At 57.9% G+C, this 11,433-nt stretch carries 8 protein-coding genes and 1 pseudogene; 6 read left to right on the plus strand and 3 right to left on the minus strand.

Annotated features, from left to right (window positions below):
• Positions 1 to 1,451: 1,451 nt before the first annotated feature.
• The 3 genes from U858_RS35025 to U858_RS33915 form a co-directional block, all read right to left on the minus strand.
• Complete coding sequence (locus U858_RS35025; protein ID WP_081821710.1) at positions 1,452 to 1,883, minus strand: H-NS family nucleoid-associated regulatory protein; 432 nt, start codon at positions 1,881 to 1,883, stop codon at positions 1,452 to 1,454.
• A gap of 2,810 nt (positions 1,884 to 4,693) precedes the next feature.
• Entirely contained in the window at positions 4,694 to 4,915 is a 222-nt protein-coding gene (locus U858_RS0124125; RefSeq protein ID WP_157838857.1) for a hypothetical protein, read from the minus strand.
• 313 nt (positions 4,916 to 5,228) lie between these two features.
• A complete protein-coding gene (locus tag U858_RS33915; RefSeq protein WP_042885472.1) occupies positions 5,229 to 5,699 on the minus strand; it encodes a hypothetical protein in 471 nt (156 codons plus the stop codon).
• A 1,000-nt stretch (positions 5,700 to 6,699) separates the two neighbouring features.
• Here U858_RS33915 and U858_RS35030 point away from each other — a divergent pair.
• The 6 genes and pseudogenes from U858_RS35030 to U858_RS35035 form a co-directional block, all read left to right on the plus strand.
• Positions 6,700 to 6,933, plus strand: a pseudogene (locus U858_RS35030) (alcohol dehydrogenase catalytic domain-containing protein); the annotation flags it as partial.
• A 340-nt stretch (positions 6,934 to 7,273) separates the two neighbouring features.
• Positions 7,274 to 7,408 carry a transposase family protein gene (locus tag U858_RS36275; protein WP_232786599.1) on the plus strand — a complete coding sequence of 45 codons (135 nt, stop codon included), beginning with the start codon at positions 7,274 to 7,276 and terminating at the stop codon, positions 7,406 to 7,408.
• Between the two features lie 258 nt (positions 7,409 to 7,666).
• The gene (locus U858_RS34405) at positions 7,667 to 8,284 is read left to right on the plus strand and encodes a hypothetical protein (protein ID WP_157838858.1); all 618 of its coding nucleotides are present in this window, start codon (positions 7,667 to 7,669) and stop codon (positions 8,282 to 8,284) included.
• A 46-nt stretch (positions 8,285 to 8,330) separates the two neighbouring features.
• Entirely contained in the window at positions 8,331 to 8,723 is a 393-nt protein-coding gene (locus U858_RS0124140) for a Mor transcription activator family protein (RefSeq protein WP_025139709.1), read from the plus strand.
• A gap of 870 nt (positions 8,724 to 9,593) precedes the next feature.
• Complete coding sequence (locus U858_RS36010; RefSeq protein ID WP_051593673.1) at positions 9,594 to 9,800, plus strand: hypothetical protein; 207 nt, start codon at positions 9,594 to 9,596, stop codon at positions 9,798 to 9,800.
• A 17-nt stretch (positions 9,801 to 9,817) separates the two neighbouring features.
• Positions 9,818 to 10,567: an IS4 family transposase gene (locus U858_RS35035; protein ID WP_232786600.1), complete on the plus strand. Its 750-nt coding sequence runs from the start codon at positions 9,818 to 9,820 to the stop codon at positions 10,565 to 10,567.
• Positions 10,568 to 11,433 lie beyond the last annotated feature (866 nt).

Here is an 11,433-nt window from a genome sequence, read left to right on the forward strand (position 1 = left end):
CAACAAATGTCCGCTGTCAAGCTTCTTGCGAAGCCGCGCAGCGGCGTGAAAGGTCTTGTGGGGCAACAGGTTAAGCCAGATTCCGGCCGCTGTGTGCGGCTGCCTCTTTTTGAGCTAAGTGCTGCATAGGCACCTAGCGGCGGTAAACCTAGAGGCGGCATAGCGGGCAAGATCGCCTGGCCATCTTAACGCTCAGCTTGTCGCAATTCGCCGCTCAAAGCGAAAGCGCTGCCCGTAGGCTGCGCATTGGTTGAGTTTAATGCTTGGTTACTCGCCCGTGTTCGCCGAGAGTTAGTGGAACCTGTCTTCAGCCGCTCGTACCGAACGCCATCCACCTGTTTTTAGTATGACGGCCTGGGTTAAACTGCGGTGGCGTGCAACGTGGGCGAACCAAGCAATGCGGAGTCCGAACAATGGGATTCTCGGGGCATGCCCTTCTACGACTTGAATCAACCCACGACACATTGCTGGCCCGAAAAGGCATAAGGAACGTTGCCACCGTAAATTGACAGAAGAAGCGCGGTCAGCAAATGACGAAGCTTTTCCTATCACACGCCAATGTCTGCAACGGGCGGAGTATCCAACGGCCAAGGCAGCATCCTGAGGCCGCGGTAGTTCCGAGCGGACCTAGGAGCGAGACGCCGATGAGCGGCGGGGATGGGTCGGAAATGCTCAGCCGACAGACGACCACTACTGACCAAGAGCTTCCGATCGCAAGCGACGGCTTTCAAATGGTGGCTTGATATAGATAGCGAGTAACGCATCTCCTGCGTCGCTCCCGCCATTCCCACAACGCCGTTGATGTTAATCCACAAATTATGAAAGCTCGCAATCCGTGCTTCGTTGATCAACAGCGCTACGAATTGCTTTGGCACAATCTGAAGAAACTCTTCGATCAGCCAACGATACTTATTGCCAATCAAGCTCGAAAACCGCTGTGGCTTGTATCTGACGATAGAGTCCAGCTAGAAGATCACTGCGTAAATCGATGCAGGCTGTCCTAAAACTTCAGATTCTGGATAGAGATAATACCAATACCCCCGGGGAGAAGCGGAGGATGAACGATCTGCCTCAGAGCACCGCGTTGGCTCGAAAGTCTACTGAGAAAACTCACAATCGAAAACTTCGCCAAGGTATTCTCAAGATAGTGAAAACCAGCTTGCGCTGGAGCAACAATGCGCAGCTTCCCACCCAATTAAAATGGCATGATTGACGCTTCCGAAGCCTTCACATCTGCTGATTCGAGCTACAGTAAGTGCCACATATCTCCAGATTTACCTATCGAAGCGCGCTTCTCCATCGCTGAGGCGTCGACCTTGCAGAAGCGCAACGGCGCATCGTCGGCAGTACAGGACGCCCTGCGCAAACTTACCATATGGGACAGCAAGGGCTTGCTCGATAAGTCCGCGGAGTTCCTTCCGGCGGCGAAACGGATCGGGGTGCCGAGTGCGTCACAAAGGGCTGGGAAAATCTGCAACTTGGGAGGTGTAATAGCCGTCCTCGTTGGCAAGGTCTGCGGCACATTTCTCTTGGTTAGCAATTAGAAAACTGTCGCGATCAGCACCCTCGGCCACGGCTGCCACAAGCCAGCGAGGCGGACGGCCTCTTCCCGCCCATGATTCACCCGTGCCCGGGTGGCGATATTTTGGTGCCACTTTCGTTTTAGGGCCCGTTCGAGTTCGATTCAGCGGCTTCAGTACCGTTCGTGACGTGCTAAATAGCGAACGCAGCTCACGTGGCGTTAACCGGTGCTTGTGCAGCAGTTCCGCAACAATCTCTAGAGCCTCTATTCTTCCGACTCGACGCAGATTCTTGATCCGCCGATTAAGTGCTTCGAGCTGCCGAATTTGATCAAGAATTTCGTTTAGCTCATCTTGCGTCATATCCAAGTCCTCAATGGTGCCGCTATGCGACCACCATCCTCATGAAGGTTATTCTCCCAAGTGATTAGCGTAGCATTGAAGTAGTCTTTGCCGCTCGGCCAGGCCCCGAAAAACCCCAATAGCGGCGCTACTGGATCAAACGGCGTAAAGAGCCTTGTAGAACACATCCTAGCTGCACGGCATATTCTGTCCGCCGGTACTCACTCTGCGGATCCTCATCGCGATAAGCCGCGGATCGCCCGGTGAGCAACGAGAAAGCTGCTGGATCCGTGCATCGTATCTTTCACCACGCTAGCTTAAAGCGAGCTTCACAATACGAAGTCGTTCAAATGCGGTCATGCTTTTAAACATGCCGAGATGAAAGGTAGGTGGACTGTTGGAGCAATAGTTACCTAGCAGCTATCCGTTGCATATAAGACGAATCTGAAAATTTTCTAACATCCCCAACGCAAACACCCGCCGACTTTCGCGTGGCGGGTTTTGCTAGGCGGACTTCTGATAACGTCGCCCATTCGTACCTGTAGCGATCGTTTTCGGCTAAGTCAAGCCCTATGGCATGAATCCTCCGTCGCGTAGGAAGTGCGTACGCAACCTCGACCGCGTGCGCGGCCTGCTCCACCAAATAAACCGGCACTTCGCCCGGCTTCTTCTTTCGAGTGCCGCGAAGCAAGTCCGCGATGCTGATCCTGGCCCGACCGGCGCTTCAGGGTCTGTAGTCAACCCGAAGTGCCATTTGCTCAAGCTTCGGAATCTAGTTCGCATAGTAGTCGCTCCGCACCAGGTAGAGTCGCAGGTCCGTCGTAAGGCTGCGCATTGCCAGGAAATCGGCCGGATGCGAAAACAGGATACGCGGCGCCGCCTGCCACTCCTGATGGCCCTCCCGCTGCCGCTGTGTTTGCATTAAGATCCGCGCTAACTATACTTGACGCGGAGTAGGATGGTGAAACGCAGCGGCCATAACCCCTTTTCAAGCAGCTTGCGAGCTGTGCCGACCTCGGCGGCGCGTGCCATGATGGTCTGCGGCCAGCTAGCCGTAGCCGCTCGTCGCCAACCGCATACGCCAGCGCCACAGCCATACGGGGAAACGCTGTCGAGCGCTGATCGGTCGTGCGGCCTCCGACATTTTGTAGATCGGGTATCCGGGTTCCCGCTCCCGATCGCCAAGGGCATTCCGTTGCCAGGCATGAAACTGGGCACGCGCATCGGCATCATCCCGGGCACAGCTGCGCCATTGGCTTAGGAACTATGCTGCTGCAGCGTCGGCTAGCAGACTGACCAAGCGCTTACCCACCAACCGGTCCAGGACCTCCGATCCGTCAGTATCGGCAGGGCGCGTAGTTCCCGAACAGGGAGCCAGCATTCTTCGACTCGCTCAAGTGAAGGGTGACCGACGGCGCCCGCGCGCACGACGCCGCTTATGCAATATGCGTGGCCCGCCATTTGCACTGCCCACTCGCCCAAACCGTTCGCGTCGTTGCCTGCAAAGCCGTCCTTGCGGCCAATTACCTGGCCAGCGACGTGCCACAGGTTCGCGTTGCCAACTCGCCAGCATACACGCGTGCCGCCGCCTCTGCGTCACAGCCGCATAAGGGAAGGGGCAGTCGCATATCCCTTGCACAACACAGTTTTGGGGGCTTGAAGTGGCCTAAGATGCAACACATCCTCCGTCCGTGCGCATGCCACAACATCTTATTGATCCAGGCACGCCCGCCTTAATCCCAGCGAATGTGTTGCACATCCAGGATGCGTTTATCGAACGGTCCCACATAGCGATCATCAGGCACTCGCCTTCGGCGATCAGCCCCTTCAGGGTGGGGAGCCCCTAACGATGCAGACAGCCAAGCAATCCGAGAAAGCAGGCGGCCACCTCGGTCTGCCGGGTTGCCCGGTGCTGGCGCGCCTTCTGACGCGGCAACTCTGCTGCGCGCTTCTTGGCCCAGGCGCGTTTTTCTTACGCAGTCCAAGGCTTGAGCTCGTCTCCGTAACACTGCCCCTCGCCGTCCCCCATCCCAGGCCATGACCCAACCGCGCATACCGTCCTTAGGTACGCTCTGTTCTTGCTGCAATCGTCCGCAATGGTTGCGCACCGCGCGGACGCGTTCGCTGGGGAAAAGATCTCCCACCAGAACGCCAGAGGTCCACCCGAAGACGCTAAACGCTTGCATTTTCGCCCCCCTTGCCTTGCGCTTCACGCAGGCCACCCGCGACGATAAGCATTTTCACACCGTGTTGCGTATAGAAGAACGGCAATCAATTCGTAGCCCACATTCTTCACATTGAAGTGCTTAGCTAGCACTTCATCGCAGATCAGCATGCGGATGACCGAGTCGGGCTCCTCGTACTCGGCCAGCCGCTTCTCCCGATTAGATGGAGCTGTGTTGTCGCTTTACGTTGCCGCCATCACCCCGGTCTCGTTAAACCGGCGGCATAGGCTCTTAACAGTGCGCAATAGTCAGGTCGAAGAAAATTGTCCTGCGCCGTTCGCCGTGGCGGATCCACTCCGATACCACGTCGCCAACAGTGCCCATGCCGCGCTCGGCAGCTCCTGCGACAGCCCCCCTAGACGTTTGCGTCTCGTTCCATTTTGATCCGCTTGCCGCTCAAAGGACGCATCAGAACCAGCATCCCCTGCTGCGTCAGATCGTTCGTGGCGACGGCTTCAACCAGGTACATGTAGAGCTCTCCCCCCCCCCGGCGGAAGCGGCGTGGCCGAGAGCACGATCACCGATCCGAACACGTCTCACTTTGTTGGCTGGCATCGCGTGACTCCTTTTTAAGCGGCTTGGATAGGGATCGGGCCACGGATGGGGCTACTTGGGAGGCTTGCGGTACGAAATGAATCTCCAGGGCATGGCACGCCGTTCCAGAAAATCGAGGGAGCCGATCAGCTCGACGCCGATAACCGACAGCAGCAGCGCGCCAAAGACCCGTGGCGTGTCGAACTGTCCCTGCGCCACGAGAATCACGTGGCCCAGGCCGGTGTGTGAGGCGACGAATTCGCTGGCGATGGCACCCAACATGGCCACGTTCAAGACCGCACCTAGATCGCGTAGGAGCAGCCACAAGGCACGGATGTTCTCGCTTGTGGCCTAGGGAGGGGCCGATCGGCCGCCCTGGACGCGCCTTCAAACGCACCTTGAATCCGAATCGCTTGAAGTGATCCAGGGCCAGCTGCAGCTCTTTGGCGCTAATCTATAAGCAGGAGTCCTTCTTGCCGCCTGTGACCGCCAGCGAGGCTGCAGGACAGGTTTCCTTTTCCAGCTTCAGTTCCCGCTGGGCCACGTGCACAAGACGAATTGGGCGTTGGCGTTTTTGACCATGCGCAGATGTCGTCGCCATGGCGGATCAGCCTTCTTTAATCGCTGTAAACGTGACGCCATCGCGCCGGGCGCTGCGGCTGCCGGCGCACCAAGTCAGCCATTTGGCCAACGCATCATCGGCTTCCCGCTGGGTCTCGGCCTCCGGGACGCCAGGCACCAGCAGAAGACCTACGCCCTTGCAGCGCCCATGCCGCGCCAGGACCTCCAGCCGGCATCGCAGCGCGTGCTTCGGCCCGCGGGCAATAACGATTGGCCCGAGGTCATCAACTTGGTCAACGGTCTCCTGGTCCCCGATCTCGATGACACCACTGGCCCAGCACCAAGCCACCTGCGGCGTCATGTCGTAATAATCCTTGCCGCCACACCGCGGGCAGCACAGGTTATAGCTCTGGATAGAAGGGATGGAGCGGCTGGGCTTGGCCCGTTTGATACGATCGGACTCCAAATGTACATTGCGGCAGCGCGTGCAACTCGCCACGCGGTTATTCTGTTTCATGGGAATACCTATGCTTAAAAATTGGGAGTCGAGGAGTGAACGACTCCGGTGTATTGATAAAGGGCCAAGTCTGTTAATCTTGAGAAGTAAGCACAAAAAAGGGGGGGCCTTGGAAGACGATCTAAATTGCCGTAAAAGACCATTGACAGTCGAGCCACCTCTGACGCGTCTCCGTCAATCAGCTTCGAATTGTTCTTTTCATCGCAACAGCCATGACCTGAGCGCTGATCTTTACGATGCGACTATCGATGTGGGGTCTCCCCGGAGGTGGGCCGCTTCATTGCCCGCTGGGTGGGAACCGTTCGGTATGAGCTCTACGCGACCAAGCAGTACGTCGCTAGGCATGGGAATCCTAAAGGCCCTCATGACGTGCGCTCGCACTAGTGCATTTCGGCAACGCTGCCGGCCAGCCAAGCAAGGAAGGAAGGAAGGTTCTATTGAAGGGGGAAGAGCGGATCGAGGTTAATCCGCAGCCTTTCATGACGGTGAACAGTCAGTTGGTCATCAGGCAGCTGTTAGCAGTACACGCCGGTATCGTAAAACGGATCAGCCTGTGCGCACAATGCCTGATCACTGCGAACGCCGTGGTGCCCATCCTGCCCGATTGGGGAGTTTCACCCCAAGAGCCTGCAAATCATCACGGCGCCAAGCTTCATTCCTGCACGTGTTCGCGCCCTGGTCGAGTCTCTTGTGGCTCGACCGATTCCCTAGCCCTCGGCGTCAACCAACGTCTCCGGGCTTCGTGCCAAGAGCTTGGCACGCTCATTGTTTCGAATATGGAAACCAAGTTCACATTCGCGGACGATTCACCATGCAAAGCCCTTTTATATTTGCTTCAGATTTGCGCTTCCTCCAGCCTTCAGAGGATAAATCATCCAACGCGCTTCACCTGAGTTTTCCCAGAAATGGCTTATCGATGAGAATTTTTGACTACAACGGGGGCGCGCCTTGACGGTCATTCGAACCGTAGTGCCTATACCACTGCGCGAAAGGCGTATTTATGTCCGCAACAAACTGCGGGGTTGTGTACCTTGGGTTTGGCAAGGTCGAAGTCCAAGCCATCAACTATCCAAAGATGCGGGATCCTCGTGGCCGCAAAATCGAGCACGGGGTGATTCCGAAAGGAGTTTCCACCGATATCTGCGGTTCAGACCAGAGCATTGTACGTGGTCGTACTACTGCGCAAGTTGGGCTGGTCCTGGGCCACGAGATCACCGGAGGCCCTGTGGAATTATCGCCTGCACCCGGAGCTGCTTGCCCCGGCGCCTGCGATGAGCCTGCGCAGCCTGCTGCACCCGAACCATATATGGCAGATAGACGCCTCGCGTTGCGTCCTTTTCTACCTGCCACGCGCGTCTAGGGGCGACAACGGTCTACGCATCATGGACTACACCGACTTCTACCAGAACAAGCCGGCCTACATCATAAATGTCATCAATGAGCGCTGTGGCGCTACATGGTGAACGATCACACCAGCGGCTGCCCTATTCCACGTACTTCACGAGCGGGGAGAACGCCACCAACCTGGTTGACACGTCCTAATCGAAGCGATGCATCGCCGCGAAGGTTAAGCCATGTTCGGCGTTCCCCTCATGGTGATGCTCGACCCAGGATCGGCCATCACCAGCGCCATCTTCAAGAATCTGTGCAGGGCGCTGCGCCTCCACGTCCAGATCAACAAGCCCAACAATCCGCGCGTCAAGGGCTAGGTCGAGAAAGGCCAGGCCATCACCGAGCGCGATTTCGAGTACACCCTGCGGCTGCTGCCGTCGGACAAGGTCGACAGCCTGGAGAAGATCAATGCGCTGGTCGCGCGCTGGCGCCGTTACTTCAATGGCTCACGAATTCACACACGCGCGGGGCGTGCACGCGATTCGGCCAGTCTGCACATCACGCCCGAACAGTTGGCGACGCCGCCAGCACAGGAGCTTCTGCGGTCGCTCGGGCCCAGCGCACCCGAATTGCGTGTGGTTTCCAAGCACTTGCGCGTCAGCTATCGAGGTTCGGACTACGACGTTTCGACGGTCCCAGGCGTCGGCGAGAAGCTGCTGATCTGCGCAAACCCCTGGGCGCGGGACACCGTTCAGGTGGTCATGAGCGATGGCGCAGGCCACGAAGCTTGCCAGGTCGTGCAACGCGTCACCTACGACCAATTCGGAATGGTCGCCGATGCGCCCGTACTCGGCGAGAGCTATGCCCGTCACGCCGACACGCCCGCGCAGACCAAAGCGAAGGCCCTGGGGCTGATGGCGACAGGCACCTCCACCGAGACCGAAGCCAAAGCGGCGCGCAGGGCCGACACAGTCGCCCTCGGCGGGCAGATCGACCCGTTCACCCACATTGACCAAGCACTAGAGCATGTGCCCGCCACGATGCCGCGTCGCAGCCGGGATTCGACCTGGTCGCTCCGACGAGGCAACTGCCGCCGCTTTCGCTCACCCGCATCGGCCCGATCGATGTATGACCCCGCCGCTCCACATCACGCGATAAGGGGCCGCGCACGGCTATATACGCAGAACGTCCCAACCTGGCCAGGCGGGCTTAGATCGACCCCAGATTTTTTTTCGAGGTGCACGCTTTCTTGAACTCCTTGCCCTTGTAGGGCGCTCCGGTAAGCGCCAGGAGCCAGAAATGACCATGCCCCCCGACGATAAGCCGTCCGTACGATGCCGCTACAAGTCCCTGCAGGAGATGGCCGAGTTGTTCGGCATATTCCTGATCGAGCGCCTTCAGCTTACTGCCGAGGACGCGGCCATACTCGGCGATGACTTGGTCGACCTGGTGCACCGCCATTACAGCGGCCAGAGCCTGTATTTCCCCAAGGACTGCGGCTATGTCCGGCTGGAGCACGACACCTACGTCTGGCAGCACCTTCGCGGCGGCAACGCGTCGGAGATAGCCGCGCACTTGGGCGTACGCTACATGTATGTCTATCAGCGCTACCGCGTCATGCTGGCCGAGTCTCGTCGCCGCACCCAGCCCCAACTTCCTGGAATCGCTTCGCCCGAAGGTGAAGATCAATAGCCTAACGCAACCCTCAAAAACGGAGCTTCTATCCATGAGAGCAGCACTTTCGAGCCTCTATATGCGCCTGCTCTTGAAACTGATCAGGCCCGCCCTCGAGGCGGACCGGCAGGAGCGTCTTAGCAGGCCTTGCGGCCCGCTATACCTGGGCTCTATTGCGCACGACCCGGCGCGCGTTGCGCCGCAACCGGGCAAGAAATCGCCTTGAGAATCTCATCTATCATGCTCTTCAGGGCAATCTGAACATTCCTGCGATCGTCAATTCGAGAAAGGGATTCCTCAACCATAGTGGCCAACCATGAGGCACTTGGATATCTGAGAGCTCAAGCTGTGCGATGACCGCCAAGAAAATTATTCGATATGCTTCCCAAATATCCCGTTCAGCGGTCGCGATCGATCAAGCCACAGCAACCGATTGTTGATTGCCTCAAGCGTCAGAGGTGGCACGTCTATCAATAGTTTTTCACGGCTATTCGGGTCGTCTTCCAAGGCTGACCCTGAGGTTTCCCCACGGATTTCCAGGGAAACTCATTCTGAATCAATGGTTTGTTGTGCGCGACAGAGTCAAGCGGTTGGTTTGTAGGTGATCAGGACGTGCATGGCGCCAATCCTATACCCTTCATCAGGCGACCAAACCGTTTGAAGGAAGACAGGCCATGCGCGCAGTCGGAGTATTGCAGAAACTGCTCCAGGATTCGATCCCCAGCCCGACTCCGCGCGCTAATAAGCACGGTGCGAAGTGCGATGCCAACGCGACGGTTGACGCTCAGCAGACTGGCGCGCGGCCTGCCGACTGGGCAGGCGATATGGCATCGGGTCAAGCGCGTGGACAGACTTCTTGGCAACCGTCATCTGCATGATGAGCGTCCCATGTTCTATCAGCTGCTTTGCGAGCAGTTCATGGCCAAGGATAAGCGTCCGCTGATCCTTGTGGATTGGTCTGATTTGAAGGCGGATCGGAGCTGGCTCGTGTTGCGTGCGGCACTATGGATAGGCAGCGCTGCCGTACCCATCTACGAGAGCGTGCATCCCTTGCGCGATCAGAACTCTCGTCAAGCGTTGAGCGGTCGTTTCTGACCAAGCGCAAGTCCTTATTGCCTGAAGGTCAACAGCCGATTGTCGTGACCGATGCGGGGTTCCGTGGGCCTTGGTTTGCCTACCTCAATCAACTGGGCTGGCACTGGGTAGGTCGCATCCGTGGACGCACGTTTCTTCGTTCAGGGAATGAGCCGTGGCGGCGATGTACGGCCGATTACGCTCATGCGAACGCTCGCCCCAAAGACCTGGGCGAGCAAGAAATGATCCGTTCTTGCCCGGTGCAAACCCGGCTCGTGCTGTATCGAAAGCCGCCACAACAACGCCCCACCCTGACGCAGTTCAAACAACGCAAGCGCAGCAGCCAAAGCGAGGTCTGCGCCAGGCGGGAAAGCGAACCGTGGTTACTGTGCGCATCGCCGTCGCTGACTGACGCGAATGCGTGCGAGATTGTTCAGGTCTACCGCAAGCGCATGAGCATCGAATGCACCTTCCGAAACTTGAAATCCCATCAGTTCGGGTTCTCCTTCGAAGACAGCCAAACCGCGAGTGCTGCACGCCTGCAGATCTTGCTGTTGATCCACGCGTTGGTGACGTTCCTGCTGTGGCTTGTGGGCAAGCTGGCCGAAAGCCAGAAACTAAGGCCGGCCTATGAATCCAACAATCGGTCAGACCGGCCGAATATCTCACTGCTTACGCGGGGGGTCATGGTCTATGCCGAACGGGTGCTGGTCCTGAATGAAGCATCGGTGCTTGGGCTCCTGCAAACACCGCTGCAAACTACTGAATCCACTGGGGAGCGGCGATGAATTCGTGGGGAAACCTCAAAGGCTGACGCCATCTTTTGAATGGGATTTCAAGATTAACAGGGTTGGCCCTTTCTCAAGAACCGGATTCATCCACTTATCGAATCCCCATTTTCAATAATAGGTATTCCCATTAAACAGAATGATCACCTTGCGAAGTGCACGCGCTGCCGCAACGCGCAGTTGTAATCTGATCGCATCGAATGGGCAAGGCGTAGCCGCTCCATCCCTTCCTTCCAGAACTACGAGCGGTGCTGGCCGCGCTATAGCGGCAAGGATCATTACGGCATGACGCCGCAGACTGCGTGGCACTAGGCGAGTGGCGGCATCGAGATCGGCGACCAGGGGCCAGCCGGCCATGTCGACTGGCCTCAGGCCAATCGACATGGCCCGCTGGCCGAATTACGCGCTGCGGAGCCAACTGAGGGTTCTCGCGCGACATGGGTGCAGCTCTCTCCTATCGAAGTCGTGCACGAGGTGCGCGACTCTGTTCAGCGCCGGCGAGGGGATCGGCCACGACGGCCGCTTCCATTCCGCACATTTCTTCGAACTCGCGGATCAGCCTGTGGCGTCACGGCGGCCGTGGATGAAGAGACCTGGGCCAGGCTGCCAGAGGCCGTTCGCCGCCAGGGCACTAACGTCTTTTTCGTAAAGACGCTGGTGGAATACGGGCGCACGGGTCCGGCGACGTGAGCCGGAACAAAGCGATGCCGAAGACCATGCGGAAATCACAACGCCCTCTCGCGCTGCGGGCTCGTGACGCACGGACAGAGCAGGAAAGCCGGAGGTCCGCATCGAAGCGCTGCAACGCCTCCTGCCTTGGACGGCGGAGAATCTACTGCTGCTACCCGTCTCGTAAATGCTATCCT

Source organism: Achromobacter sp. DH1f, assembly GCF_000633435.1.
Classification (GTDB): domain Bacteria; phylum Pseudomonadota; class Gammaproteobacteria; order Burkholderiales; family Burkholderiaceae_B; genus Achromobacter; species Achromobacter deleyi.

Excerpts from the sequence above, each read along its gene's own strand:
- U858_RS35025 (WP_081821710.1), bottom strand. The coding sequence starts at position 1,883 with ATGACGCAAGATGAGCTAAACGAAATTCTTGATCAAATTCGGCAGCTC.
- U858_RS33915 (WP_042885472.1), bottom strand. The coding sequence starts at position 5,699 with ATGAAACAGAATAACCGCGTGGCGAGTTGCACGCGCTGCCGCAATGTA.
- U858_RS36275 (WP_232786599.1), top strand. The coding sequence starts at position 7,274 with ATGTTCGGCGTTCCCCTCATGGTGATGCTCGACCCAGGATCGGCCATC.
- U858_RS0124140 (WP_025139709.1), top strand. The coding sequence starts at position 8,331 with ATGACCATGCCCCCCGACGATAAGCCGTCCGTACGATGCCGCTACAAG.
- U858_RS36010 (WP_051593673.1), top strand. The coding sequence starts at position 9,594 with ATGTTCTATCAGCTGCTTTGCGAGCAGTTCATGGCCAAGGATAAGCGT.